Below are 25,302 nucleotides of genomic sequence, written 5' to 3'. Positions count from 1 at the left end.
GTTAGGCGCTGCGGTGGCGCTCCATCAATGACTCCTGATGGTCGCGCACGGTGTGACCTTCCCGTGGCGACGCGATCCACTGCCCGCCGGACTCGAGTTCCCAGCACCGGGTGGACGGGTCCAGCGCGGACTCGAACAAGTCGTTCAGATATGCGGTCAGCTTCGGATCCTTGACCTGAACCAGCGCTTCGACGCGCCGGTCGAGGTTGCGGTGCATCATGTCGGCGCTGCCGATCCAGAACTCGTTGAGGCGACTGAAATGCATGATCCGCGAGTGCTCCAGGAATCGGCCGAGGATCGAACGGACCGAAATGTTCTCCGAGAAGCCTGCGGCGCCGGGGCGCAGCGCGCAGATGCCGCGCACCACCACCTCGACCTGCACGCCGGCCCGCGACGCGCGATACAGCGCGTCGATGACCTGCTCGTCGACGAGAGCGTTCATCTTCATCCGGATCCGGCCGCCACCATGTTCGCGGTGCGCTTCGATCTCACGCTCGACGCGTTCGATGATGCCGGTGCGAATGCTGTGCGGGGCAACCAAGAGGTTGCGGTAGGAGACCTTGCGTGAGTAGCCGGTCAGCGAATTGAACAAGTCCGTCAGGTCGGCTCCGATCTCGGCGGACGCGGTGAGTAGACCGACGTCCTCGTACAGTCGCGCCGTCTTCCCGTTGTAGTTGCCGGTCCCGATGTGGCAGTAGCGCCGGATCACCGAACCTTCGCGGCGCACCACCAGGCAGGTCTTGCAGTGCGTCTTGAGTCCGACGTACCCGTAGACGACGTGCACGCCCGCTTGCTCAAGGGTGCGGGCAAAGCGGATGTTGGCCTGCTCGTCGAAGCGTGCCTTGATCTCCACCATTGCCACCACTTGTTTTCCGGCCTCGGCGGCGGAGATGAGTGCCCGAACGATCGGCGAGTCACCGGAGGTGCGGTACAGCGTCTGCTTGATCGCCAGCACGTTGGGATCGGCGGCAGCCTGCTCGATGAATCGTTGCACGCTCGTGGAGAACGATTCATACGGATGGTGAAGCAGCACATCGCCTTCACGCAGCGTCGCGAAGATGCTCTTGGGGGTTTCCCGGTCGGCGAAAGCGGGACTGGTGGCCGGAACCCAGGTGCGGTCTTTCAATGCGGGCCGGTCGATCCCGTAGATCTGCCACAACGACGAGAGGTCGAGAAGCCCGGGGACTTCAACGACGTCACCGGGATTCACGTCGAGCTCCCGTAGCAGCAGCTCCAACATGCTCTCGGTCATGTCGTCGGCGATCTCGAGTCGCACCGGCGAACCGAAACGCCGGCGCGCCAATTCCCGTTCCATCGCCTGCAGCAGGTCTTCGTCCCGGTCCTCTTCAACCTCGTAATCGGCGTTACGGGTAATGCGGAACGCGTGATGCTCGACGATTTCCATGCCGGGGAACAGCACCGGAAGGAAGGCCGCGATCAGCTCTTCCATGGGCAGGTAGCGGATTACCACTGGCCCGTCGCTGCCGTCCGCATCGCCGCGGCTGTCGAGCTCGACGAAGCGATCCACGTTGTCGGGCACCTTGACTCGAGCGAAGTGCTGACCGCCGTCGTCCTTGACCGTGACGGCCAGGTTCAGGCTCAGCCCGCTCACAAACGGGAACGGGTGCGCCGGGTCGACGGCGAGCGGGGTCAGGACCGGGAAGACCTGCTCGGTGAAATACGTCGACAGTCGTTCGCGTTCGGCCTGATCCAGATCGGCCCACGTGACGATGTAGATGCCTTCCTGCGCGAGCGCCGGTCGCACCGAATCGAGGAACTCTCGGGCGTGCCGGGTCGCGATCCGCTGCGTTTGCTCGCCGATGCGGGCCAGTTGCTCACGTGGCGTCAGACCGTCGGCCGAGCGGACTGACAGGCCCATCTCATCGCGGCGCTTGAGGCCGGCCACCCGGACCATGTAGAACTCGTCGAGGTTGGACGCGAAAATCGCCAGAAACTTGGCTCGCTCCAACAACGGCAATGAGGTGTCGGCGGCCAAGGCCAGCACCCGCGAGTTGAAGTCCAGCCAGCTCAGCTCCCGGTTGAGGTAACGGTCCTCCGGCAGCGCGTCGTCGATCGCGGCGGGGGTCGCAGCGGGGGGCGCTCCCACGGCGCTGTCACCGGGTTGCCATACAGTTTCGTCAAGCCGTGCTTCGGCTTCGATTTCGGTCACCATCGAATCATTGCGCATCACCCGCTGGTGCTGCTAGCGCGCGGTAGACATCCATTCGCCGTTGGCGCGCCGTTCATCCCCCAGACGTGTTTGCCACGCGGCTTTTGCTCAATGCGCCGTGATGGCGCGGGCGGTTGCTGCGCCGACGCCGAGACGGCGGGCGGCCGCCAAGTCGGCGGGAGTATCGACATCGCAGCGCAGGCCGGGCCACGCGCCCGTCAGCTCAATCGCACCCGAACGACGATGCCGCGCGGCCGAATCCGACCCGAACCGTGGATCCAACGCAGTGCCGAACGCGCACAGCGCGGCGGTGCCGGTTGCCAGCCGGTCGGCAACGAAGCTGCGCCGATGGTGACGTGCGGCAGCGATCGCTTCGGCCAGCTCTTGTGTCTGCAATGCGGGCAAATCACCTTGCAGCGCAACCACATTGGCGAAAGACTCGGCCACCGCGCGTTCGGCGGCGGCGATCGCGTTGTTCAGTGGATCGTCGTGGCCTTCGGGTGTCGGATCGGCGATTACCTGCGCTCCGAGCCTTAACGCCGCGGCCGCCGCGTCGTCGTCTGGCGTGATGACGGTGATCGAGCCCACCGATGCGACCCCCGCCGCGGCCGTCACGGTGTCCACCAACATGGCCAGCACAACGGTCTCCCGGGTCCGGGCCGAGAACACCGGAGCCAGCCTGGTCTTGGCGGCGGTCAACCGCTTGACGGCGATGATCAACGCAATATCGTCGGCGCCGTCGGCCCGTGTGCCGCTCATGACGTCATCCTGCCAGCGCTGCATTTCGCGCCGGTCGCGAGCCGGGGTTCCGCCCCCTCGCGGGGGACAGGTGACGGCCGGCCGTCCCTGTTCTAGGGTGTAGCGGCTGCAGATGCGGCGTTGATGACAGATCGGGATGGGAAATGGCCAGCACAGTGGGCGCCGTTGCGGTGATGGGCGCCGGAGCATGGGGTACGGCGCTGTCCAAGGTGCTCGCTGAGGTCCGCGAAACGACCGGAGCGCCCGACGCAGAGGTCAGGCTCTGGGCCCGGCGCTCCGACGTCGCCGAGCAGATCAACACCACCCGATACAACCCCGCTTATCTGCCGGGCACCCTGCTGCCGCCGGGCGTCCGGGCCACCCCCGATGCGGGTGAGGCGCTGCGCGGCGCGATGACGGTGCTGCTCGGCGTCCCGGCCCAGCACCTGCGGAGCAACCTCGAGCAGTGGGCGCCTCTGATTGCCGACGGCGCGACGCTGGTCAGTCTGGCCAAAGGCATCGAGCTGGACACCCTGATGCGGATGAGCCAGGTCGTCGTTTCGGTGACCGGCGTCGACTCGGAGCAGGTCGCGGTGATTTCCGGGCCGAACCTGGCCAGCGAGATCGCCGAATGTCAGCCCGCCGCCACCGTCGTGGCGTGCAGCGACTCCGGCCGTGCGGTCGCCCTGCAGCGCATGCTGAACACCGGATACTTCCGCCCGTACACCAACAGCGATGTGGTCGGCACCGAGATCGGCGGGGCCTGCAAGAACGTCATCGCGCTGGCGTGCGGGATGGCGGTCGGCGTCGGTCTGGGCGAAAACACCGCCGCGGCGATCATCACCCGGGGCCTGGCGGAGATCATGCGGCTGGGCATCGCGCTCGGCGCCAAGGGCGCGACGCTGGCCGGGCTGGCAGGGGTGGGTGACCTGGTGGCCACCTGCACGTCGCCGCATTCGCGCAATCGCTCGATGGGGGAGCGCCTGGGGCGCGGCGCAACGATGCAGTCGGCGCTGGAAGGAAAGGACGGCCACGTCGTCGAGGGCGTGACGTCGTGCGAATCCGTGCTCGCGCTGGCGTCCAGCTACGACGTCGAGATGCCGCTCACCGACGCGGTGCACCGGGTCTGCCACAAGGGACTCTCGGTCGACGAAGCGATGGCTCTGTTGCTGGGCCGCAGCACCAAACCGGAATAAGTCGTCTCCGGGTTCGGCAAAAACCCAGCTAGAGACCGGCACTCCGACCTGTCGGCGGCCCACCCGGTAGCCTCTCCAGGTTGTGAACGCCAGCGACGGGTCGAGCCGGCCCCCCGTGTCACGCGGTAGCCGCGTGCGCATCGCCGTCGTCTTCGGTGGACGCAGCAACGAGCACGCCATCTCGTGTGTGTCGGCGGGCAGCATCCTGCGCAACCTCGACCCGCAGCGATTCGACGTGGTCGCCATCGGCATCACCCCCGAAGGTTCGTGGATGCTCACCGACGGCGATCCGGACGCGCTGGCGATCACCAACCGGCAACTGCCCGGGGTGACCAGAGAGTCGGGCACCGAGCTGACGCTGCCGGCCGACCCGCAGCGCGGCGGCCAGTTGGTGTCACTGCCGCCCGGTGCCGGTGAAGTCCTGGGTTCGGTCGACGTGGTGTTTCCGGTGCTGCACGGCCCCTACGGCGAGGACGGCACGATCCAGGGGCTGCTCGAACTCGCCGGCGTTCCGTACGTCGGCGCCGGCGTGCTGTCCAGCGCCGTCGGGATGGACAAGGAATTCACCAAGAAACTGCTTGTCGCCGAGGGACTTCCGGTCGGCTCGTATGCAGTGCTGCGCCCGTCACAGCAGACGCTGCCCCGCCACGAGTGCGAGCGACTGGGCTTGCCGGTGTTCGTCAAACCGGCACGCGGTGGGTCGTCGATCGGCGTCACCCGGGTCGCGACGTGGGACGAGCTGTCCGCCGCGGTGGCGGATGCTCGCCGGCACGATCCGAAGGTGATCGTCGAGGCCGCGATCAACGGCCGCGAGCTGGAATGCGGCGTGCTCGAAATGCCGGATGGCACAATAGAAGCCAGCACGGTGGGGGAGATCCGGGTGGCCGGGGTGCGCGGACGCGAGGACGGCTTCTACGACTTCGTGACCAAATACCTCGACGACGCAGCCGAATTGGATGTGCCCGCCAAGATCGATGACGACATCGCCGACGCCGTCCGCCAATTGGCGATCCGCGCGTTCGGTGCCATCGACTGCCAGGGCCTGGCCCGGGTTGATTTCTTCCTGACCGACGACGGGCCGGTGATCAACGAAGTCAACACGATGCCGGGGTTCACCACGATCTCGATGTATCCGAGGATGTGGGCGGCCAGCGGCGTCGACTATCCCAGCCTGCTGGCAACGATGGTGGAAACGGCCTTGGCCCGGGGCGTGGGTCTGCGCTAACCCGTACCGGGCCGGGCGGGATCGATGGGCACCGCCGCGATGGTGCGGTCGATCACCTCGGAGAGCTGCTGGATCGGTGTCGGCCCCGATCCCGACGGCAGGGTCAGCGCGAGATACACCGGCCGGTCCACCGTGTACCAGGTGGATCTGCCTGCGTCACCGGCGGATTGCTGTTCGGCCGCCACCTCGAACCACTGCACCCGGTCGACGATCTGGATCGCGGATCCCACCACGAAACTCAACGGGCGGTCGAGCCCGCACCGCATTACCACCGGCTCGCTGTCGGGTCCGGCGCGCCAGGCGGTCGCGCCCTCGGGCGCCGGCGGCGCCAGGGGCGCGCGCTGATAGTCCCCGAGCCGTTGCGGCACGGCCGCCAACAGTGCGCGGCATGCGGAATTGCCGGCCTGCGGAGCCGGCACGGCGGGAACGGCGACCGGCTGCGGCGGCGCTTGGCGGGTTGCCGCGATGACCAGGACGATGCCGATCGCCACGACCGCCACGGCAACCGCGGCGATCAGTAGGGCCCGGGGCGGTCCGCCCAGATCCTCGGTGTCCGAACTCGTCATCACCGCCCGGCCGTCGATGGCAGAGCACCGATCACCCGGGCACCTCCCATCTCATACACTGGCGCGGTCCGCCCGCGCGGGCAGGGACCAAATTTACCGCAGGTCGGACGACGTTACGAGGGCCGCGCACGGCCGGGACGCGCCGGAGGAGGTGGCATGCGCGACGACGCAACCGAGGGGTCACCAACTTTGGGGCAACTGGGCGAGTTCGCCGTCATCGATCGGCTGGTACGCGGCCGCGTTCAGCCCGGTGTCGTCCTGCTCGGACCCGGCGACGACGCGGCGGTGGTGTCTGCCGGCGACGGCCGCACCCTGGTGTCTACCGACATGCTGGTGGCCGGCCGGCATTTCCGGCTGGACTGGTCGACACCGCGCGACGTCGGCCGCAAGGCGATCGCTCAGAACGCCGCGGACATCGAGGCGATGGGCGGCCGGGCCACGGCATTCGTGGTCGGCTTCGGTGCACCCGCTGATACCCCGACGGCGGACGCGGACGCGGTGATGGACGGAATGTGGGACGAGGCAGCGCGAGTCGGCGCCGGCATCGTCGGCGGAGATCTGGTGAGCTCCCCGCTGTGGGTGTTGTCGGTGGCGGTGCTGGGCGACTTGAACGGTCGGGCGCCGGTGTTGCGCTCCGGAGCGAAACCCGGCGCGGTGCTTGCCGTCGCCGGTGAACTTGGCCGCTCGGCCGCCGGATACTCGCTGTGGAACAAGGGCATTGGCGGATTCGACGAGCTGCGGTCTCGTCATCTGGTGCCCGAGCCGCCGTATGGTCAGGGCGCGGTGGCCGCGGATGCGGGTGCGCTGGCGATGATCGACATCTCCGATGGCCTGGTCGCCGACCTCCGGCACGTCGCCTACGCGTCGGGTGTGGGTATCGAGCTGTCCACCGCGGCGCTGGCATCCGATCACGACGCGCTGAGCGCGGCCGCGGCGGCGGTGGGCGATGATCCATGGTCGTGGGTGCTGGGCGGCGGCGAAGACCACGCCCTGGTGGCCTGTTTCGCCGGCGACGCGCCGTCCGGATGGCGCGTCATCGGACGAGTGTTCGATGGGCCGGCCCGGGTGCTTGTCGACGGCGCCGAGTGGCGGGGATACGCGGGCTGGCAGTCGTTCGAGGGTTAGGGTTGCGCGGTGACCGGGCGTCCGTTGAGTGAACTCGTCGAGCAGGGGTGGGCGGCCGCGCTGGAGCCGGTCGCCGACCAGGTGACCCAGCTGGGCCAGTTTCTGCGAGCCGAGATCGCGGACGGTCGCGGATACCTCCCCGCTGGACCGAACGTGCTGCGCGCCTTCACCTTTCCATTCGACCAGGTGCGGGTGCTGATCGTCGGGCAAGATCCCTACCCGACGCCGGGGCATGCGGTGGGCCTGAGTTTCTCGGTGGCTCCCGATGTGCGTCCGCTGCCCCGCAGTCTGTCCAACATCTTCGACGAATACTGCGCTGATCTGGGCTACCCGCGGCCCTCGTGCGGCGATCTGACGCCCTGGGCCCAGCGCGGCGTGCTGCTGTTGAACAGGGTCCTCACGGTTCGTCCGAGCAACCCGGCGTCGCATCGCGGCAAGGGGTGGGAGGCGGTCACCGAGTGCGCCATCCGCGCCCTGGTCGCGCGGTCGCAGCCGATGGTGGCGATCCTGTGGGGCCGCGACGCGTCGACGCTCAAACCGGTGCTGGCCGAGGGGAACTGCGTGGCAATCGAGTCGCCGCACCCCTCGCCGCTGTCCGCGTCGCGCGGATTCTTCGGCTCGCGTCCGTTCAGCCGCGCCAACGAGCTACTCGCCGGGGTGGCGGCCGACCCGATCGATTGGCGGCTGCCCTAGGTTCATCGGGCACACTCACGGCGCCGCTCACGAATCCGGAAAGTTCACATCCTTCGTGACGGCTTTCCACTCTTCGATCGACGCCGACATCGCGGTGATCTTGTCGCGCATTGCCTTCAGGACGTCACGGCCCAGCAGCAGCCGCAGTGGTGGCTCGTCGAGTGTCGTCACCATCAGCACCGCCTCGGCGACCTTCTGCGGGTCGCCCGGCAGATGATCGGCGAACTGCTTGATCAGGTCCTTGCGCGCTGCCACGTCCGCGTAGGCGGCTATCGGGCTGCCCGATTCCTTCATCGACCGCGTTGCCCAATCGGTACGGAAGGCGCCCGGCTGGATGCCGGTCACCTTGATGCCCAGGGGCCGTACCTCGGTGGCCAGCGCTTCGGTCACCGCCTCCAGCGCGAACTTGGTCGACGAGTAGTAGGCGTTGGGGGGATTGGCCACCAGACCGGTCATCGACGAAATATTGATGATGTGGCCGGTACCGCGGGCGCGCATGGCAGGCAGCACCGCCTTGATCATGTCGACGGCCCCGAAATAGTTGACGTCGAACAACTTCCGAACCTCGGCGTCCTCGCCCTCCTCGACCGAGGACAGGTAACCGTGACCGGCGTTGTTGACCAGGACGTCGATGCCGCCGAACGCATCGTCGGCCGCCGACACCGCCGCCGCGATCTGGGCGGCGTCAGTCACGTCGAGTGCCACGGCAAGGGCCCGCTCGCCGTATTCGTCGGCGAGATCCTGCACCGCGTCGGCGCGCCGCGCGGTCACCACGACGCTGTGGCCGGCGTCCAAAGCGGCCCGCGCGATCGCGCGGCCAAAGCCCGTGGAACAACCGGTGATCAGCCAGCGTGCCATCGCTAGATCGTCCCTTCCGGTAGGCGGCGCAGATAGGCCTCGCGCCGCTCGGCCAGTTCAGTCGCGCGCTGCTGGGCGCTCACGCGTGGCAAGTGCGGCACCTCGACATCGAGCTGGTCCAGCTTGGCCACCCGTCCGCGCGCCCCGAGGTCTTCGCGGGGACCGGTCTCGCCGAACTCCGCCATCCGCAGGGTCAGGATGGCCTCCCGCAAGCCATCGGAGTCGATCCAGTTCGCCACGCCGGGATCGACGGGCGAGATCACGTAGCTGTAGGTGCCGTCCTCGTTGGCCACCGACTGCGCCTTGTTGAGGCTGCCGGTGCGGTCGACGAGATCGAGCGTGGTGCCCCAGATATTGCTCAGTGGCACGGTGAAGTATTCGGCGCCACCGTCACTGAGGTCGACCACGAACGCCTCGTCAGGCTCGAGTTCGAAACGACCCATCACATAGACCTGGTTGCGCATCGCGCCGACCTTGTCGGCCGACCAGGCCAGGTTGAAATGGTTGGCCGGCATCTTGTACACACCATGGCTGAGCTTGCCGGTGAAGTTGGCGAAATAATCCATCATCGCCGCGGTTGCCTCGGCCTGCTCGTCGAGCGTGCGGGCCGGAGTTGCCGACGGACCGCCAAGTCGTTGCACCTCAATATGATTGGGGTCGTCACGACCCCAATCCAGCAGCACGTCGCGGATGTAGAACTCGTGGGCTTCCGCGGAGGTCTGCACGTGGTTTGCCCGCCCGTCGGCCGGGTCGGCGTCGACGGTGATGGTGAAGCTGCCATCGGAGTCGACCGCCATGGTGCGGCCGTTGAGCACGTCGACGGTGCCCATGTGCGCATCCCACAGCGTGAAGTAGTTCTCGGTCATGCGGTGCTCGCCGACCCGTCCGCGGATCTCGTAGCGTTCGTCTCCCGAGATCGGGATCACGCGGTACACGCTGTCGGGATTGTCGATGCCCCACCGCGATCCGGGAATGCGACGACCGTCCACGGGGTGCGCCAGCCGGGTGATGCAGCTGACTTTGGGGCGCAGCTTGTCCTGATTGGACGACCACACCGCCGCCGAGAACATCACCTCGGCGAAGGATTCGTCGAACCGCTCGCGCATCGCATCCGACGCCTTGGCCCGGCTCAGCCAGGTGTCGGCCACGGTCCGGTAGGCGGCCTTGACGATGGGATGCTCGATCAGGTCGAGGGCGGCCAGCTCTTGTTCGCGCTGGGATGCGGTCGAGACTGGATCGTCAGGCACTGCGTTGCTCCTCACTGTCCGGCGTACTGCCGAAATCTTTTGTTGTACAACGTGAATCGCTCGTCGACCTGCTCGGCAAGCAGGCCGTAATTTTCCAGGCCGTAGGGCGGGCGTGCCGCCTCGCGGGGACGCCGGGCCAACCAGCGCCGCATCGCGTCCTCGGCGGCCGCGGTGAGCGGCAGGCCGACGGCGTCGTAGACGCGGGCCACCTGCCCGATCGGATCGGCCACCGCATCGTCGAATCCGATGTCGGTGACCACGGCGGTGTCGTCCTGCCACCCGTCGCGTATCGCCATCGCCCGATCATTGGTCCAGCCCATCCGCTCCAGCCATTGGGCACCGACCCGGTGCCGGTCCACGGTGTCGGCGTGCATCGCGTGCAGGGTGGCGTTCAGGCTGGCCCCCGAAGCGATCGTGGTGCGCGGGTCGCGATGCATGTGGACGATGTGCAGGCCGGGAAACTGCGCGCGCAGTACGTCCAGATAGCCCAGGTGCGCCGGCGATTTGAGCACCCAGCGTTGTGCTTGTAGGCCGCCCCCCGGACAGCGTTGCCGCTTCTGCCACTGGACGAATTGCAGCATCCGGTGCAAGTAGTGGTAGGCGGGGGAGAAGTCCTGCTCGTCGAGCCAGGACCGGTAATGCGGAAGGTGGGCACCGGATTCGGGGACATGGGACAAAAATGCGTCGGCCAAAAAGACGATCTCTTCCTCGGCTTCGGCCGCGTACATCGGGTGGATGGCAAACAGATCCGGCGCCAGCTCGCGCGATTTCGCTTCGCGCGCTTCGCTGATGGCGATGCGCGGATCAGCGACATCGGGACCGGTGAACTGATAGTCGAGCCGGGGCGCGACCTCGACCACCTCCCAGCCGTAGGCGCAGATGAAGCGCGGGTCGGCGGCCAGCAGTCGCTGCAGCAGAGTGGTGCCACTGCGCATCATTCCGACGACGACGATCGGGGCGGCGACCCGCTCCTCGAGGATCTCCGGGTGGCGGCGGATCCACTCCTGGGTGCGAAGCCGCATGCGCAGGCTGTGCACAATGCCCGAGCGCAGGATGTGCACGCCGATGGCGTTCAGGTCGGCGCGCGCATAGTCGTCCAGCAACACCTGCAGCGGGCCCTCGAATTCGCCGGGGCCCCAATCGGTCAGTGTCTCCTTGCGTTGCGCATCGGCCAGCACGGCGGCCGGATCAAAAGCGCCGTCGAAGGCGCTCGAAGCGTGCACGCGCTCAGAACTTCAGATGCTGACTGACGTCGCCGAGTTGGTCGACGAACATGATCCGGCTGTCGAACCACCAGACACCGTCCAGGCGGTGAAACGTGTCCTTGTAATGCCCGGTGACGATCACCTGCAGCGGAAGCTCTTCGGTGGCCTGCGTGACGCAGTAGTAGGACGTGCTGCGCGCGGTCCCCGCCGCCTCGTCGATGTGCAGCTGCACATTGGTCGTGTTGTGTTTGGTCTTGGGGGTGCCGTCCTCGTAGATGCGGGTGGCCATCTCATACATCTGCCGCACCCGGGCGGACCCGGCGAACACCGTCTCGGGCGGACCGTCCTCCATGCCGCAGATGCGGCCATGCTCAAAAAGCCCCGCCACCCTGTCCAGGTCACCGCCGTCGAGGAGCTCGGCGTAGGTGTAGATCAGGTTGGTGATTTCTCGCGCGCTGTCACTCATGCCAAGCCACCTCGGATGGACTCCTGTGCCGTTTTGCAGATCATGTTGGCAGAACTGGCCCAACTTACATAGAACCGCCCATTACTCTTAGTCGCCGTGACGTTACCTTGGACGCCGAGCCGCCTCGGCAACTTGACCGGCAAACGAGTCATCGTGACCGGGGCAACCAACGGCGTCGGGCTGGGCACCGCGCACGCGCTGGCCAAAGCCGGCGCCCACGTGATCCTGGCCGTGCGCAATACCGACCTGGGGAAGCAACGAGCCGCCGAGATGGACGGCTCGACGTCGGTGATCAAGCTCGATCTCGCGGACCTGTCGTCGGTGCGTGCTTTCGCCGATCAGGTCGACGGGGAAATCGACATCCTGATCAACAACGCCGGCACGCTCACAGACCGTCGCAAAGAAACCGTCGACGGCTTCGAGATGACGCTGGGCACCAACCTGCTCGGACCGTTCGCGCTGACCAATCTGCTGTTGCCCAGGGTGCGTTCGCAGATCATCAATGTCGGCTCCGACGCGCACAAGTCGGCCACGCTGCGATTCGACGACATGCACCTGCGCCGCCACAAGTGGACGAGGCTGGGATCCTATGCGCAGTCCAAGCTCGGGGTCATGTTGTGGGGGCTCGAGCTGGACCGCAGGCTGCGTGCCGCCGGATCCGCGATCGTCACCCAACTCACCCACCCGGGCTGGGTGGCCTCGAACCTGTCGAATCTCTCGGACTCGCCGCTGATGTCATTGGCGCACAAAGCCCACAAGGTCGTGGCCGATCGGCTCGCCAACGACATCGGCGAAGGTGCGGCGCCCACCTTGTACTGCATCAGCGAACCGGTGCCGCCGGGTAGTTTCGTCGGTGTCAGCGGCAGGCTCGGCCTGCGTGGCGACCCGGCGCTGATCGGTCGGACACCGCTCGCGTCCGACTACGACGCGGCCGCCCGGCTGGTGGCTTTCGCCGAAGAACAGACCGGCACCGAACTATGTGTGTAGCCGCCAGGTACGTTGCCCGTCATGGGTGAACTCGACAACTCGGTTGCCGTCATCACGGGTGCCGCGCGCGGCCAGGGCCGCAGCCACGCCGTGGCGCTCGCCGAACAGGGCGCCGACATCATCGCGGTGGACATCTGCTCCGATATCGACGCGATTCCCTACCCGCTGGGGACCAAATCGGATCTCGAGGAGACCGCACGGCTGGTCCAGGCCGCCGGCCGCAAGGTCGTACCGGTGGTCGCCGACGTACGAGACCTGGCCCAGTTGGAGGCCGCGGTGCAGAGCGGCATCGACGATCTCGGCGAGGTGGACATCGTCATCGCCAACGCCGGCGTGGTGGCGATCGGCGATCCCGAAACCCATTCCGAGCCGGTGTTCAACTCGATCGTCGACACCAATCTCAAGGGGGTCTGGCACACGCTGCTGGCGACGGTGCCGTCGATCATCCGCAACGGCCGGGGCGGTTCGATCGTTCTGGTCAGCTCCTCGCAAGGCCTGACCGGCCGGGGCGGCGACGGCAGCGCCGCGATGTTCGCCTACGCCGCGTCAAAGCACGGCGTGGTCGGATTGATGCGCTCGGCAGCCAATGCCTATGCGCCACACCAGATTCGGGTCAACTCGGTACATCCGAGCGGCGTCTCGACCCCGATGATCCTCAACGACTTCGTGGTGAACCGGATGCTGGAGAATCCGAACCCGGCGGTCTCCCAGATGCTGTTGCCCGGCGTGCCGCTGGTGGAGGCGCAGGACGTCACCGAGGCGGTGCTGTGGCTGGTCGGGCCCCGCGCGCGCTACGTGACGGGCGTGTCGATTCCCGTCGACGCCGGACACGTCGTGATGTAGGTGCGGCCGCAATGCCTAGCCGCGGACGACCTTGCCGGCTTTGATGCAGGAGGCGCAGACGTTGAGTCGCTGCCGGTTGCCGCCGGGACGAGCCACGACGTGCACAGTCTGGACGTTCGGGTCCCAGCGCCGGCTGGTGCGCCGGTGGGAGTGCGACACCGACTTGCCGAAGCCGGGGCCTTTCCCGCAGATTTCGCACACAGCGGCCATCGTTCAAACTCCTCAAATGTTCAGGGGTCCGGCACTCGGCCGGGACGGCCCAGGGTAACCCGGGCCAGCCCAGGATACCGACTGTGGTGGGCAACCACCAAAACGATCAACAACTGACTCCTCGGCTTGATCTGACGCTGTCGCCCGCCCTGGTTAGGCTCAGTAGGCCGGTTACCTGCCGGCCGGCGGCTGGCCTGGACAAGGCTGCGAGGAGGTGGGTCACAGTGGGCGGTTCGGATCGTCTGCTCGACGCGCCGGCCCTGCGGGACTGGGCGCACACCGCCGTGAGCGACCTGATCACTCACATCGACGAGATCAACCGCCTCAATGTGTTCCCCGTCGCCGACTCCGATACCGGCGCGAACATGCTGTTCACGATGCGTTCCGCGCTGGCCGAGGCCAACGTGGGGATCGGCGCCGACGGTGCCCCGAGATGCGTGGCCCGGGTCGCTTCCGCCCTGTCGGTCGGTGCGCTCAACGGCGCCCGCGGCAACTCCGGCGTGATCCTGTCGCAGATCCTGCGCGGCATCGCCGACGTCACCGCGCCCGCGGCCGCGGACTGCGGTGGTGAACTGCCGCACCTGGACGCGGTGCTGCTCGGAGCGGCGCTGCAGCGCGGCGTCGAGCTGGTGATCAGCTCGATGGGCGGGCGCGAAGTCTCGGGGACCATCGTCTCGGTACTGCGGGCCGCCGCCGACGCCGTCGACGAGTGCGCGACCGACGGGCTGGCCGCGGCGATCACCGCCGCCGGCGACGCGGCCGTCGTCGCGCTGGAAAAGACCCCCGAGCAGCTGGACGTGCTTGCCGACGCCGGTGCCGTGGACGCCGGCGGCCGGGGCCTGCTGGTCCTGCTGGATGCGCTGGGTTCCACGGTCAGCGGGCAAGCGCCCGCCCGCACGGTCTACGAGCTCTCACCGCGCGCACAGCCGGCGGCGGGCGCTCCGGAACGGCCGGCGCCACAGTTCGAGGTGATGTACGGGCTGGATGGCTGCGACGCCGCGGCCGCCGATCTGCTGCGGCAGCGGCTCGAGGAGCTGGGCGAATCGGTGGCCATCGCCGCCGCGCCGTCCGACAGCTACTCCGTGCACGTGCACACCGATGACGCCGGCGCGGCGGTGGAAGCGGGGCTGGAGGCCGGACGGCTGAGCCGGATCGTGATCTCGGCGCTGAGCTCCGGGATCGTCGGGCTGCCCGCGGGCAGCTGGACGCGGGAACGGGCGGTGCTGGCCGTCGTCGACGGTGACGGCGCCGCCGAGTTGTTCGCCGGCGAGGGCGCCGATGTGCTGCAGCCCGCTGGGGAGGCGGGCGACCCGGCCACGGGTATCAGTGCTCACCAGCTGATGCGGGCCGTGGTCGACACCGGTGCCGCGCAGGTGATGCTGCTGCCCAATGGCTATGTGGCCGCCGAAGAGCTGGTCGCCGGCTGCACTGCGGCCATCGGCTGGGGTATCGACGTGGTACCGATACCGACGGGGTCGATGGTGCAGGGGCTGGCCGCGCTGGCCGTGCACGAAACGGGCCGGCAGGCGGTCGACGACGGCTACACGATGGCCCGCGCCGCCGGCACGGCCCGCCACGGTTCGGTGCGCGTGGCCACCGAGAGCGCACTGACCTGGGCGGGAAACTGTCAGCCGGGCGACGGCCTGGGCATCGCGGGCGACGAGGTGGTCATCGTGGCCGCCGACACGCCCGGGGCGGCGATCGGCCTGCTCGATCTGCTGTTGGCGTCCGGCGGTGATCTGGTGACCGTGCTGTTCGGTGCCGGTATCGGCTCAGACGCCGCCTCGGTGCGCGACATCCTGCAGGAGCACGTGCACGACCACCATCCGGGCACCGAGCTGGTGACCTACCGCACCGGCCATCGCGGCGACGCCCTGCTGATCGGGGTCGAGTAATCGTGGCGTCGTTGAGTGATCGGCTGGACTACGTTCTGGGCGCCAAGGCCGCGGAGTCCCTCGACGAGGTGTTCGGCATCCAGACGGTCGACGACCTGCTGCGCCACTACCCGCGCAGCTACACCGAGGGCGCTTCGGTGCGCAGCGCCGAAGAGGGTGGCGACGAGCGGCCCGAAGAGGGCCAGCACATCACCGTCGTCGACATCATCACCGACACACATTCGTTTCCGATGAAGAAGAACCCGAGGCGCAAATGTCTGCGGATCACCGTGGGCTCGGGTCGCAGCAAGATGACCGCGACGTTCTTCAACGCGGACTACCTCAGCAAGGACCTCACCGAGGGCACCAAGGTGATGCTCTCGGGGGAGGTCGGCTACTTCAAAAACGTCATGCAGCTGACCCACCCGGACTTTCTCATCCTCGACTCGCCGGGTGGGCGCAACCGCGGCAGTAAGTCGCTCAAAACCATCGCGGACACCTCGCAGGCCATCAGCGGCGAGCTGTTGATGTCGGCGTTCGAACGTCGCTTCTTCCCGATCTACCCGGCCAGCACCAAACTGCAGAGCTGGGACATCTTCGCCTGCGTGCGCCAGGTGCTCGAGGTCCTCGATCCGGTGACCGATCCGCTGCCCGACGAGCTTCTCGCCGCCCACGATCTGATACCCGAAGATCAGGCGCTGCGCGCGATCCATCTGGCCGAGGACGAGGTCGAGCGCCGCCGTGCCCGTGACCGACTGACCTTCGACGAAGCCGTCGGCCTGCAGTGGGCGCTGGTGTCGCGCCGCCACGGTGAGCTGTCCCAATCGGGGCCACCGGCACCGCGACGCTCGGCCGGTCTGGCCGCGGAACTGTTGCAGCGCTTGCCCTTCGAGCTGACCGCGGGACAGCGCGAAACGCTCGACGTGCTGTCCGACGGCCTCGCCGCCAATCGCCCGATGAACCGGCTGCTGCAAGGTGAAGTCGGCTCAGGCAAGACGATCGTCGCGGTGCTGGCGATGTTGCAGATGGTCGACGCGGGCTACCAGTGCGCGCTGCTAGCGCCCACGGAAGTCCTTGCCGCACAACATCTGCGGTCGATCCGCGAGGTGCTCGGCCCGTTGGCGATGGGCGGCCAGCTGGGCGGGGCCGACAACGCGACCCGGGCGGCGCTGCTCAGCGGATCGATGTCGGCGGCGCAGAAGAGCCAAGTCCGTGCCGAGATCGTCAGCGGTCAGGTCGGCATCGTCATCGGCACGCACGCCCTGCTGCAGGACTCGGTGGAGTTTGCCAACCTGGGCATGGTCGTGGTCGACGAGCAGCACCGATTCGGTGTCGAGCAACGAGACCAGTTGCGCGCCAAGGCTCCTGAAGGCATTACCCCACACCTGCTGGTGATGACGGCGACGCCGATTCCGCGCACCGTCGCGCTGACCGTCTACGGAGACTTGGAAACCTCGACGCTGCGGGAGCTGCCGCGCGGACGCCAGCCGATCACCAGCAATGTCATTTTCGTCAAGGACAAACCCGCGTGGCTGGACCGTGCCTGGGGGCGCATCGTCGAAGAGGTCGCGGCCGGCCGGCAAGCCTATGTGGTGGCGCCCCGCATCGATGAGGCCGACGAATCGGAGAAGGGCCAAGACGACGCGCGCCCGACGGAGACCGCCGAGGGTCTTTTCGCCCGGTTGCGCGCCGGCGAGCTGTCGGATCTGCGGCTGGGGCTCATGCACGGACGGTTGCCCGCCGACGAGAAGGACGCCGCGATGGCCGCTTTCCGCAGCGGCGAGATCGATGTGCTGGTGTGCACCACCGTCATTGAGGTCGGGGTGGATGTGCCCAACGCCACGGTCATGCTGGTGATGGACGCCGACCGGTTCGGAATCAGCCAACTGCATCAGCTGCGTGGCCGCATCGGCCGCGGCGAGCATCCGAGCCTGTGCCTGCTGGCCAGCTGGAGCTCGCCGGGATCGCCGGCCGGCCGGCGGTTGAGTGCCGTCGCCGGGACGCTGGACGGTTTCGCCCTTTCCGAGCTGGATCTCAAAGAGCGCCGGGAAGGAGATGTGCTGGGCCGCAACCAGTCCGGTAAGGCCATCATCCTGAGGCTGCTGTCGCTGGCCGACCACCTGACATTCATCGAAGCCGCTCGAGAATTCTGCACCCGCGCGTATCAGGACGCCGGCCAGCACCCCGGATTGGCTTCGCTGGCAGCGCAATTCACGAATACCGACCGCATCGAATACCTGGACAAGTCGTGAATCGCAAAGTGCTGCTGTGGTTGTCGGTGGCCGCGGTGCTTGCGCTGCTCGTGGCTTATCAGACGCTGGGGTCGACATCGGCCAAGCACGCGGAAGTCGCCGCGCGCGCCGACGTGCCCACGGTGCAGCCGGGAGCCGACGTGCTGGCCGGCATTGCGGTGCAGCCGCAACGAGTGCACCACTATGACTACCGCAGGGCGGCCTTCGGAGACGCCTGGGACGACGACAACGGCGCCCCGGGCGGGCACAACGGCTGTGACACCCGCGATGACATTCTCGACCGCGATCTATTCGACAAGACCTATGTGTCGATCAAGCGGTGTCCCAGCGCCGTGGCCACCGGCACGCTGCACGACCCGTATACCAACACCACCATCGCCTTCCAGCGCGGCGCCAAAGTCGGCGAATCGGTGCAGATCGACCACATCGTCCCGCTGGCCTACGCCTGGGACATGGGCGCCTTCGGCTGGCCGGATCCCGAGCGCCTGCGTTTCGCCAACGATCCGGCCAACTTGCTGGCCGTGCAGGGCCAGGCCAATCAGGACAAGGGCGACCTGCCGCCCGGGCAGTGGATGCCGCCGAACAAGGCGTTCGCCTGTCAATACGCGATGCAGTTCATCGCGGTGCTGCGTGGTTATCAGCTGCCGGTGGATCAGGCTTCGGTGAATGTGTTGCGTCAGGCCGCGGCGACCTGCCCTAGGAGTTGAAAGGGCCGTTCGTTTAGCCTGGCGCAGCGCGGTCCTCCTGGGATCGTGAAGCTGTTCCCGGGAAAGACTGGCCCCCCGACCCGACTTGGCTCAAGTTGGCTTCCCGGGGGCGCGGATCGTGGTGAGGGTTCGCGGAGGTTGTCGGGTAGCGGGTCGGCGGTGCGGGGATGTCGGCTTCGCTCGTCACGATGCGGCTGTTGCGCGTATCGCGAACGAATTTCCTCCCGCCCCAACCGGTTTGAGCTTCGATCCGATGACCGGCGGCGGTGACCAATCTAGTTGGTTGTCGGTGGTGGTTGCGGCTGGAAGGGTTCATACCACCACCAGTCGGCGCGTTCGCCAGTGGGCCCGCGGCACGGTGAGACAGCGGGCGGGGGGAGGTGTGGCGGACGCGCGAGTGATCTTGCGTAGAGCCGTCGACCGGAGCTGTCGGTGACGATGAGATCGTCTGCCGGTCCGGCGATGGTGATGACGCCCTGGTGGTGCAACCGATGGTGGTACGGGCATACCAACACCAGGTTGAACAACTCGGTCAGACCGCCGTCCTCCCAGTGCCGGATGTGATGTGCGTGCAAACCGCGGGTGGCACCACAACCGGGAACCGCGCAGGTGGGGTGGCGGTGCTCGAGCGCGCGGCGAAGCCGCCGGTTGATCTGGCGGGTCGCTCGCCCGGCGCCGATGACCTCGCCGTCACGTTCGAACCAGACTTCATAGGTCGCATCACAGGTCAGGTATCGGCGTTCGGCGTCGGTGAGCAGCGGACCCAGATGCAGCGCCGCGGCGCGCTGTTCCACGTCGACGTGCACCACCACTGTGGTGTGCTGCCCGTGTGGCCGGCGGGCCGCCTCGGCGTCCCATCCGGCCTCCACCAGGCGCATGAACGCCTCGACAGTGCCCGGCAATGGCGGCGTGATATCTGATGTCCGCTCGCGGTCCTCGCGATCGAGTTTCCACTCGGCGAACGCCGCGTCGCGATGAGACGCCAGTGCCGCGTCGAACTTCGCCGCATCCGGGTGCGGAAGTTTGATGCGCCAACAGGTGAGCTCCTCGTCGGAGGTCTTGGTGATCGAGGCCTGCGGTTGAGGCCGGGGCTCGGGTTCGGGTCGCGGTTCCAGCTTGACCGCGGTACGCAGCTGGTTGACCGTCGCGACCGCGGCGAGCTTCGCGTAATGCTCATCGGATCCCTGGCCCGCCCGCGCCGCGATCACCCCGACCCGATCCAGCGACAGCCGGCCTTCCCGCATGCCCTGCGCACAGCGGGGAAATTCCTCCAGCCGGCGCGCCACGGTGGCGATCGTGTGAGCGTTTCCCGATGACGATCCCGTCTTCCAGGCCACCAACGCCGCCACCGAGCGCGCACCCGTAGCGCCGCACAACTCGTCGCGATCCAACTCGGCGACGATCTCCACAATGCGCCCATCAATCGCGTTGCGTTGACCGGTCAACTCCGCCAACTCCTCGAATAACACCTCAAGACGCTGGGCAGGGCTCACCGCCGCGACAGCTGCTGCGGTCAAGGACATAACGTCATCATTGCAGCCGGGTACGACAATTCCCGGCGGCGCGAACCGCGCGCCGGAAAGTGGCCGTCACCAACAGATAAGAGGTGCTCGACCGAGAGCCCACCGCCCAAAGCGAAAAGCAACACGCTAACCCGCAGCGACCACTGCGAACCCCGAATCGTGAGCCAAGTCAGGTGTTATGTCGTTGAATGACAACAGGATAAGGTTGCGGCATTCGATCTCGACGTGACGGCCCTGGGGCCACACGTTGTCGGCATGCATGAGGACGCCGTACTTTGCGGTGAAGCCACCTGCCCGGCGCGACCCTAGGGAAGCTCGGCGACGAGGAGTCGGTAGCCCAGATCCAGCTGCTCTTTGTCCAGGAGATCCTGCTGCCGGCGATCCCAGGCGCCGCTGTCGAGGTCTGCGCGCAGCCGTGAAAGGCCTTGCCGCAGTTCTGCTTTCGGGGTCAGAGCGAATAAGGACATACCGGCCTGGACGGCCGGGTCGAGGTAGGCGTGTGGCCGGCGCCAGTAGGCGCCGCCGAATCCATCCACGCAATCGTGCGGGACGGGTACCGGGATGATCCTCGGATCGCCAAGCAGCGACACCAGGTTGGCGATCGGGATGGCCAGGTCGGCGTCGGTCTGCGCGGCCGCGGGCAGGTAGTCGCTGACCAACCAGAACCGCTGAAACAGGTTGTGGTCCCAGGTGAAGACGACCAGGCGCCGACGCGCGATACGCCGCATCTCGGCGATACCCTGCGCGAGGTCAGTCCAGTGGTGCACGGTGAGCACGGTTAGCGCGGCGTCCACGGAGTTCGAGCGGATCGGCAGCCGCTCGGCGACGGCCTGGACCGCGGCGGCGCAGCCGGGCGGCCGCTGGGCGATCATGACCCGGCTGGGTTCCACCGCGACAACGGTGTGCGCCGGTTCGTAGGAGCCCGCGCCCGCGCCGATGTTCGCGACTGACGTCATTCCGAGCAGCGCTTCGTCGATGACCGCAACGACGCGCGGGTCGGCCTGGCGGGTGCGTGAGTAAGTGCGCCCGGTCCGGTCGTACCGCACCGCGCCGTCGCCGTCCCCGCGACCCGGCACTAGCGGCCGGGCCGGTTACGAGCCGTCGTAGGTGTCCGGGTCCGGACGCAGCCGGGTTCCGTCGTTGAGCGCGGTGATGGCGTCCGCGTGCTCGGCGGCCAACTCGAAATCGAACACGTCGAAGTCGCTTGCGATGTGCTCGGCCGTGGCCGACCGGAAGACGACCGCGTTGCCCAGTTGCAGGTTCCACCGCAGCAGCACCTGCGAAGGCGTCTTGCCGTATTCGCCCGCGACCGAGGTCACGGTCGGGTTGTCCATCAACCTGCCCAGAGCCAACGGCGTGTAGGACTGTGTCACGACGTTGTGCTGCGCGTTGGACTTGCGCATCTCGTCCTGGTTGAGCAGTGGGTGCAACTCGATCTGGTTGACCGCCGGTGTGGTGAAGGTCAGGTCGATGACCATCGACAGATATTCCTCGGTGAAATTGGAGACGCCGATCGAGCGCGTGTGTCCGAGGCTGCGGGCTTGGAGCAGTCCGCCGAAGGAGTCCACATACTTGCCCAGCGCAGGGGCCGGCCAGTGAATCAGGTAGAGGTCGACGTAATCCAGGCCTAGTCGCTCCACGCTGGCGGCGCAGGCATCCACGGCAATAGTGAACCCCTGCTCGGCGGTGGCCAGCTTGGTGGTGACGAACAGCTCCGCGCGGGGAATCCCGGAGGCGGCAATAGCGCGACCGACTGCGGCTTCGTTGCCGTAAGCCGCGGCGGTATCGATGAGCCGGCAGCCGATTTCCAGCGCTGCCGATACGGCGCGTTCGGTCTCGTCATCCGACAAATCCGCGACGCCGAGGCCAAGCACCGGCATCGTGTTTTCGTCATTGAGAGCTATCGAGGGTGCGGCGCCCGAGTCGCCAGTCACGTCATTCACCTACCTGTGAAAACGAAAGTTCGTGGATCAGGACCAAGTCGCGTTCCGTCGTCGAGCGAGGAGATCGTCGCCATTTGCGTGGCGCTGAGTTCGAAATCGAACACGTCGAAGTTACTCGCAATCCGCGCAGGATTCACCGACTTGGGGATCACGATATTACCGAGTTGGATATGCCACCTAATCAACACCTGGGCGGGTGTCCGCTCACATTGTTCGGCGACGGCCGTGACGGTCGGATGGGTCAGCAGCGCTCCCTGCCCCAGCGGCGCCCACGCTTCGGTCGCGATGCCGCGTTGGGAATGCACTTTCCGCAATTCCGTCTGGGGGAAGCGGGGATGCAGCTCGATCTGATTGACCGCGGGAACAATGCCGGTGGCATCGATCAGAACCATCAGGTGCTCGGGTTCGAAATTACTGACTCCGATGGACCGGATCCGGCCCTGGTCGCGCAGGTGAGCGAAGGCCTTGAAGGTGTCGACAAACTTTCCCAGCGTGGGCATCGGCCAATGGATCAGGTAGAGGTCGAGATAGTCCAGGCCAAGCCGGTCCATGCTGGCGTCGAAGGCCGCCAACGTGCTGTCGTAGCCCTGCTCCGGGTTCCATAGTTTGGTCACGACGTAAAGTTGTTCGCGCGGCACGTCGGAATCGGCCAACGCGCGCCCGGTCTCCCGTTCATTGCGGTAGGCGGCGGCGGTGTCGATATGCCGGTACCCGGCGCGCAGCGCAGTACTCACCGCCTGCTCGGTCTCCGCCGGCGAGACCTGGAAGACTCCGAGCCCGACGGCGGGGATCGTATGACCGTCATTGAGTGTGACTACGTTTTTTTCAAGGGAGCCGGACATGACACAGAGTCTGCCAGGCGCACCGGACCTGCATCTCGAAGCCAAACGCGCATCGAATCGCTGGACCGATCGCGTGCAGGAGGTTGTCACCAGCGTCGGCGTCAAGGCCATCCCGTGGATCCCGACGCCGGCCAAGCGGGTGATGTTCGGCGGTCGGGCGATCATCATCGACGGCAACACACTCGATCCCACCCTGCAGCTGATGCTGTCTGGCCTGCGGCTTGGCGGCATCGACGGGTTGGTCCTCAACTCCGACCCGGTGGCATCGCGCGCGTGGATGCGCCAGTCGCTCCTGGCACTGCCCGGTCCACAGATTCACGTCACGGTCGACGAGCTGATGCTCCCCGGACCGGCCGGCGAGATCGCGGCGCGGCACTACCAGCCGGCCAGTGGTGAGGCGACGGACTTGCTGGTCTTCTACCACGGCGGGGGCTGGGCGCTCGGCGACCTGGACACCGCTGACGCGCTGTGCCGGCTGACCTCCCGTGACGCCGGAGTCCATGTGTTGTCGATCGACTATCGGCTGGCTCCCGAGCATCCGGCGCCCGCCGGCATCGACGACGCCTATGCGGCGTTCAGGTGGGCTTATGAGCACGCCGGCGAACTCGGCGCGACCCCCGGGCGTGTCGCGGTCGGGGGAGACAGCGCGGGCGGCAACCTCGCCGCGGTCGTGTGCCAGCGGACCCGCGACGACGGTGGCCCGGCCCCGCTGCTGCAGTGGCTGATGTACCCGCGGACCGACTTCACCGCGCAGACCCGGTCGCTGAGCCTGTTCGCCCGTGGTTTCGTGCTGACCAAGCGAGATGTCGACTGGTTCACCGCCCAGTACCTGCGCGGCACCGGCATCGACCCGGCGGAGCCGCTGATGTCGCCGTTGCAGGCCGAGTCGCTGTCCGGGCTGGCGCCAGCGCTGATCGCCATCGCGGGATTCGATCCGTTGCGCGACGAAGGTCAGCGTTACGCGATGGCGCTGCAAGCCGCCGGCACTGCGGTCGATCTGCGGTACTTGGGTTCGCTCACCCACGGTTTCGCCAGTCTGTTTCAGCTCGGCGGCGACAGCGCGGCCGCGACCAGCGACATGATTTCGGCCCTGCGCGCGCACCTGAGCCGGGCCTGATTTGCCCCGCAGTCGCCGCCGGTAACCTAGAAGCGCCGTCTCCGACCTACGGACACGCCCGCAAGCCGACCCAAGCACAGTAAGGATCAGGGAACCTGTGGCCGACAAATCGAAACGTCCCCCCCGATTCGACCTGAAGTCCGCAGACGGCAAGTCCGGCCGGCTCATTCAAATCGGCGGCACCGCGTTCGTCATCGTCTTCGCGGTAGCGCTCGTGTTCTACATCGTGACGTCACATCACGACAAGAAGGGCGGCGTCGCCGGTCAGGGCGACACGGTGCGCGTGACGTCGAGCAAGCTGGTCACCGCGCCCGGGTCCAGCAACCCCAAGGCCGTCGTCACGTTCTACGAGGACTTCTTGTGCCCGGCCTGCGGTAACTTCGAGCGCACTTTCGGACCGACGGTGTCCAAGCTGATCGACGCCGGCGCCGTCGCGGCCGATTACTCGATGGTGGCCATTCTCGACAGCTCCAAAAACCAGAACTACTCCTCGCGGGCGGGGGCGGCGGCCCTGTGTGTCGCCGACGAGTCGATGGACGCGTTCCGCCGTTTTCACACCGCGCTGTTCACCACCCAGGTTCAACCCGATGAACGCGGCACCAGTTTCCCCGACAACGCGAAATTGATCGAATACGCCCGTCAGGCCGGCGTCGTCGGCAAGGTGCCGGACTGCGTCAACAGCGGGAAGTACCTCTCCAAGGTCAGCGGGGAAGCGGCGGCCTCGAATGTCACCGCCACCCCGACGATCAAGATCAACGGCGAGAACTACGACCCGTCGACACCCGACGCGCTGGTCGCCAAGATCAAGAGCATCGTGGGTGACGTGCCGGGCATCGACACAGCTGTTGCGCCCGCGAGTTCGTGAGGTGTCGCGGTGTCGGTTGAATCCGCCGAGCGATCCGGTGACCTGACACCGGCTCCCACGCGTGGCGTGCGGGCATCGGCGCTCAGCGCGTGGTGGGTGCTGATCGCCGGCGCGGTCGGCCTGCTCGCCTCCATGACCCTGACGGTGGAGAAGATCGACATTCTGCTCAACCCGTCCTATGTGCCGTCGTGCAACCTCAATCCGATCATCTCGTGCGGCTCGGTGATGGTCACATCGCAGGCATCGGTACTGGGCTTCCCCAACCCGCTGCTGGGCATCGTGGCGTTCACCGTCATATTGGTCGTCGGTGTCCTGGCTGTGGCGAAAGTACCTTTACCCCAATGGTTTTGGATCGGGCTGACGGCCGGGATCTTCGTCGGTACGGTGTTCGTACACTGGCTGATCTTCCAGAGCCTCTACCGGATCGGAGCGCTGTGCCCCTACTGCATGGTGGTCTGGGCGATGACGATCACGCTGCTGGTGGTGGTCGGGTCCATCGCGCTTCGCCCGGTGCTCGACAGCCGCGAGGCCACCGCGGCGCGGCTGCTCTACCAATGGCGATGGTCGATCACCGCGCTATGGTTTACCGCGGTGTTTCTGCTGATCATGGCGCGGTTCTGGGACTATTGGTCGACGCTGCTGTAAGGAGT

At 67.0% G+C, this 25,302-nt stretch carries 24 protein-coding genes; 12 read left to right on the top strand and 12 right to left on the bottom strand.

All coding sequences use genetic code 11. The features are described 5' to 3' along the window. Position 1: 1 nt before the first annotated feature. Both ACTXG5_RS24680 and cofC read right to left on the bottom strand, forming a co-directional pair. A complete protein-coding gene (locus ACTXG5_RS24680; RefSeq protein ID WP_445161287.1) occupies positions 2 to 2,191 on the bottom strand; it encodes an RNA degradosome polyphosphate kinase in 2,190 nt (729 codons plus the stop codon). 87 nt (positions 2,192 to 2,278) lie between these two features. Then, a complete protein-coding gene (cofC, locus tag ACTXG5_RS24675) occupies positions 2,279 to 2,929 on the bottom strand; it encodes a 2-phospho-L-lactate guanylyltransferase (protein WP_445161286.1) in 651 nt (216 codons plus the stop codon). A 143-nt stretch (positions 2,930 to 3,072) separates the two neighbouring features. Between cofC and ACTXG5_RS24670 the strand changes: the two genes are divergently transcribed. Both ACTXG5_RS24670 and ACTXG5_RS24665 read left to right on the top strand, forming a co-directional pair. Then, positions 3,073 to 4,104, top strand: a complete 1,032-nt coding sequence (locus ACTXG5_RS24670) for an NAD(P)H-dependent glycerol-3-phosphate dehydrogenase (protein ID WP_445161285.1) — start codon at positions 3,073 to 3,075, stop codon at positions 4,102 to 4,104. 115 nt (positions 4,105 to 4,219) lie between these two features. Continuing rightward, positions 4,220 to 5,329, top strand: coding sequence for a D-alanine--D-alanine ligase family protein (locus tag ACTXG5_RS24665; protein WP_445164576.1), 1,110 nt, complete (start codon positions 4,220 to 4,222; stop codon positions 5,327 to 5,329). Here the strand turns inward: ACTXG5_RS24665 and ACTXG5_RS24660 are convergent. After that, complete coding sequence (locus ACTXG5_RS24660; RefSeq protein WP_445161284.1) at positions 5,326 to 5,895, bottom strand: DUF3515 domain-containing protein; 570 nt, start codon at positions 5,893 to 5,895, stop codon at positions 5,326 to 5,328. The two genes, ACTXG5_RS24665 and ACTXG5_RS24660, sit on opposite strands and share 4 nt — an antisense overlap. A 156-nt stretch (positions 5,896 to 6,051) precedes the next feature. Here ACTXG5_RS24660 and ACTXG5_RS24655 point away from each other — a divergent pair, with 156 nt between their 5' ends. Next, the gene (locus ACTXG5_RS24655; RefSeq protein WP_445161283.1) at positions 6,052 to 7,020 is read left to right on the top strand and encodes a thiamine-phosphate kinase; all 969 of its coding nucleotides are present in this window, start codon (positions 6,052 to 6,054) and stop codon (positions 7,018 to 7,020) included. A gap of 9 nt (positions 7,021 to 7,029) precedes the next feature. Beyond that, complete coding sequence (locus ACTXG5_RS24650) at positions 7,030 to 7,713, top strand: uracil-DNA glycosylase (RefSeq protein WP_445161282.1); 684 nt, start codon at positions 7,030 to 7,032, stop codon at positions 7,711 to 7,713. A 27-nt stretch (positions 7,714 to 7,740) separates the two neighbouring features. Here the strand turns inward: ACTXG5_RS24650 and ACTXG5_RS24645 are convergent, their stop codons facing one another. From ACTXG5_RS24645 to ACTXG5_RS24630, 4 genes are read right to left on the bottom strand one after another with little or no spacing between them, the layout of a single operon-like run. Further along, positions 7,741 to 8,571, bottom strand: a complete 831-nt coding sequence (locus ACTXG5_RS24645; protein ID WP_445161281.1) for an oxidoreductase — start codon at positions 8,569 to 8,571, stop codon at positions 7,741 to 7,743. Between the two features lie 2 nt (positions 8,572 to 8,573). After that, complete coding sequence (locus ACTXG5_RS24640) at positions 8,574 to 9,818, bottom strand: hypothetical protein (protein WP_445161280.1); 1,245 nt, start codon at positions 9,816 to 9,818, stop codon at positions 8,574 to 8,576. Positions 9,819 to 9,829: 11 nt separating this feature from the next. Further along, positions 9,830 to 11,041 (bottom strand): sulfotransferase family protein, encoded by a 1,212-nt coding sequence (locus tag ACTXG5_RS24635; protein WP_445161279.1) that lies wholly within the window; start codon positions 11,039 to 11,041, stop codon positions 9,830 to 9,832. A 4-nt stretch (positions 11,042 to 11,045) separates the two neighbouring features. Continuing rightward, a complete protein-coding gene (locus ACTXG5_RS24630; RefSeq protein ID WP_445161278.1) occupies positions 11,046 to 11,489 on the bottom strand; it encodes a nuclear transport factor 2 family protein in 444 nt (147 codons plus the stop codon). 96 nt (positions 11,490 to 11,585) lie between these two features. Here ACTXG5_RS24630 and ACTXG5_RS24625 point away from each other — a divergent pair, with 96 nt between their 5' ends. Together ACTXG5_RS24625 and ACTXG5_RS24620 are read left to right on the top strand one after the other, a co-directional pair. After that, entirely contained in the window at positions 11,586 to 12,476 is an 891-nt protein-coding gene (locus ACTXG5_RS24625) for an SDR family NAD(P)-dependent oxidoreductase (protein ID WP_445161277.1), read from the top strand. Between the two features lie 21 nt (positions 12,477 to 12,497). Then, positions 12,498 to 13,319 (top strand): mycofactocin-coupled SDR family oxidoreductase, encoded by an 822-nt coding sequence (locus ACTXG5_RS24620; RefSeq protein WP_445161276.1) that lies wholly within the window; start codon positions 12,498 to 12,500, stop codon positions 13,317 to 13,319. 15 nt (positions 13,320 to 13,334) lie between these two features. Here the strand turns inward: ACTXG5_RS24620 and rpmB are convergent, their stop codons facing one another. Continuing rightward, the gene (gene rpmB / locus ACTXG5_RS24615; protein WP_445161275.1) at positions 13,335 to 13,529 is read right to left on the bottom strand and encodes a 50S ribosomal protein L28; all 195 of its coding nucleotides are present in this window, start codon (positions 13,527 to 13,529) and stop codon (positions 13,335 to 13,337) included. Positions 13,530 to 13,753: 224 nt separating this feature from the next. Here rpmB and ACTXG5_RS24610 point away from each other — a divergent pair, with 224 nt between their 5' ends. From ACTXG5_RS24610 to ACTXG5_RS24600, 3 genes are read left to right on the top strand one after another with little or no spacing between them, the layout of a single operon-like run. Beyond that, positions 13,754 to 15,424 carry a DAK2 domain-containing protein gene (locus ACTXG5_RS24610; protein ID WP_445161274.1) on the top strand — a complete coding sequence of 557 codons (1,671 nt, stop codon included), beginning with the start codon at positions 13,754 to 13,756 and terminating at the stop codon, positions 15,422 to 15,424. 2 nt (positions 15,425 to 15,426) lie between these two features. Continuing rightward, positions 15,427 to 17,655, top strand: coding sequence for an ATP-dependent DNA helicase RecG (gene recG / locus ACTXG5_RS24605; RefSeq protein WP_445161273.1), 2,229 nt, complete (start codon positions 15,427 to 15,429; stop codon positions 17,653 to 17,655). Continuing rightward, positions 17,652 to 18,362, top strand: a complete 711-nt coding sequence (locus tag ACTXG5_RS24600; protein ID WP_445161272.1) for an HNH endonuclease family protein — start codon at positions 17,652 to 17,654, stop codon at positions 18,360 to 18,362. Before recG ends, ACTXG5_RS24600 begins: the two co-directional genes overlap by 4 nt. A gap of 275 nt (positions 18,363 to 18,637) precedes the next feature. Here the strand turns inward: ACTXG5_RS24600 and ACTXG5_RS24595 are convergent, their stop codons facing one another. The 4 genes from ACTXG5_RS24595 to ACTXG5_RS24580 all read right to left on the bottom strand — a co-directional run bounded on the left by ACTXG5_RS24595 (position 18,638) and on the right by ACTXG5_RS24580 (position 22,670). Further along, positions 18,638 to 19,885 (bottom strand): DUF222 domain-containing protein, encoded by a 1,248-nt coding sequence (locus ACTXG5_RS24595; protein ID WP_445161271.1) that lies wholly within the window; start codon positions 19,883 to 19,885, stop codon positions 18,638 to 18,640. Between the two features lie 305 nt (positions 19,886 to 20,190). Next, positions 20,191 to 20,961 carry a class I SAM-dependent methyltransferase gene (locus ACTXG5_RS24590; RefSeq protein WP_445161270.1) on the bottom strand — a complete coding sequence of 257 codons (771 nt, stop codon included), beginning with the start codon at positions 20,959 to 20,961 and terminating at the stop codon, positions 20,191 to 20,193. 15 nt (positions 20,962 to 20,976) lie between these two features. Further along, the gene (locus ACTXG5_RS24585) at positions 20,977 to 21,819 is read right to left on the bottom strand and encodes an aldo/keto reductase (RefSeq protein ID WP_445161269.1); all 843 of its coding nucleotides are present in this window, start codon (positions 21,817 to 21,819) and stop codon (positions 20,977 to 20,979) included. Positions 21,820 to 21,824: 5 nt separating this feature from the next. Further along, positions 21,825 to 22,670 carry an aldo/keto reductase gene (locus ACTXG5_RS24580; RefSeq protein WP_445161268.1) on the bottom strand — a complete coding sequence of 282 codons (846 nt, stop codon included), beginning with the start codon at positions 22,668 to 22,670 and terminating at the stop codon, positions 21,825 to 21,827. On the opposite strand from ACTXG5_RS24580, the gene ACTXG5_RS24575 reads away from it, so the two are divergent. The 3 genes from ACTXG5_RS24575 (at position 22,669) to ACTXG5_RS24565 (ending at position 25,297) form a co-directional block, all read left to right on the top strand. Next, positions 22,669 to 23,787, top strand: a complete 1,119-nt coding sequence (locus tag ACTXG5_RS24575) for an alpha/beta hydrolase (RefSeq protein ID WP_445161267.1) — start codon at positions 22,669 to 22,671, stop codon at positions 23,785 to 23,787. The genes ACTXG5_RS24580 and ACTXG5_RS24575 overlap by 2 nt on opposite strands. Before the next feature lie 97 nt (positions 23,788 to 23,884). Beyond that, entirely contained in the window at positions 23,885 to 24,652 is a 768-nt protein-coding gene (locus ACTXG5_RS24570) for a DsbA family protein (protein ID WP_445161266.1), read from the top strand. A gap of 42 nt (positions 24,653 to 24,694) precedes the next feature. Continuing rightward, the gene (locus ACTXG5_RS24565) at positions 24,695 to 25,297 is read left to right on the top strand and encodes a vitamin K epoxide reductase family protein (RefSeq protein ID WP_445164575.1); all 603 of its coding nucleotides are present in this window, start codon (positions 24,695 to 24,697) and stop codon (positions 25,295 to 25,297) included. Positions 25,298 to 25,302: the final 5 nt, after the last annotated feature.

It is taken from the genome of Mycobacterium sp. Dal123C01, from assembly GCF_052566995.1.
Note: the sequence above shows the minus strand (reverse complement) of the source record. Positions and strands in the feature narration are given on the sequence as shown.

Excerpts from the sequence above, each read along its gene's own strand:
- cofC (WP_445161286.1), bottom strand. The coding sequence starts at position 2,929 with ATGAGCGGCACACGGGCCGACGGCGCCGACGATATTGCGTTGATCATC.
- ACTXG5_RS24670 (WP_445161285.1), top strand. The coding sequence starts at position 3,073 with ATGGCCAGCACAGTGGGCGCCGTTGCGGTGATGGGCGCCGGAGCATGG.
- ACTXG5_RS24660 (WP_445161284.1), bottom strand. The coding sequence starts at position 5,895 with ATGACGAGTTCGGACACCGAGGATCTGGGCGGACCGCCCCGGGCCCTA.
- ACTXG5_RS24655 (WP_445161283.1), top strand. The coding sequence starts at position 6,052 with ATGCGCGACGACGCAACCGAGGGGTCACCAACTTTGGGGCAACTGGGC.
- ACTXG5_RS24645 (WP_445161281.1), bottom strand. The coding sequence starts at position 8,571 with ATGGCACGCTGGCTGATCACCGGTTGTTCCACGGGCTTTGGCCGCGCG.
- ACTXG5_RS24630 (WP_445161278.1), bottom strand. The coding sequence starts at position 11,489 with ATGAGTGACAGCGCGCGAGAAATCACCAACCTGATCTACACCTACGCC.
- ACTXG5_RS24620 (WP_445161276.1), top strand. The coding sequence starts at position 12,498 with ATGGGTGAACTCGACAACTCGGTTGCCGTCATCACGGGTGCCGCGCGC.
- rpmB (WP_445161275.1), bottom strand. The coding sequence starts at position 13,529 with ATGGCCGCTGTGTGCGAAATCTGCGGGAAAGGCCCCGGCTTCGGCAAG.
- ACTXG5_RS24595 (WP_445161271.1), bottom strand. The coding sequence starts at position 19,885 with ATGTCCTTGACCGCAGCAGCTGTCGCGGCGGTGAGCCCTGCCCAGCGT.
- ACTXG5_RS24575 (WP_445161267.1), top strand. The coding sequence starts at position 22,669 with ATGACACAGAGTCTGCCAGGCGCACCGGACCTGCATCTCGAAGCCAAA.
- ACTXG5_RS24580 (WP_445161268.1), bottom strand. The coding sequence starts at position 22,670 with ATGTCCGGCTCCCTTGAAAAAAACGTAGTCACACTCAATGACGGTCAT.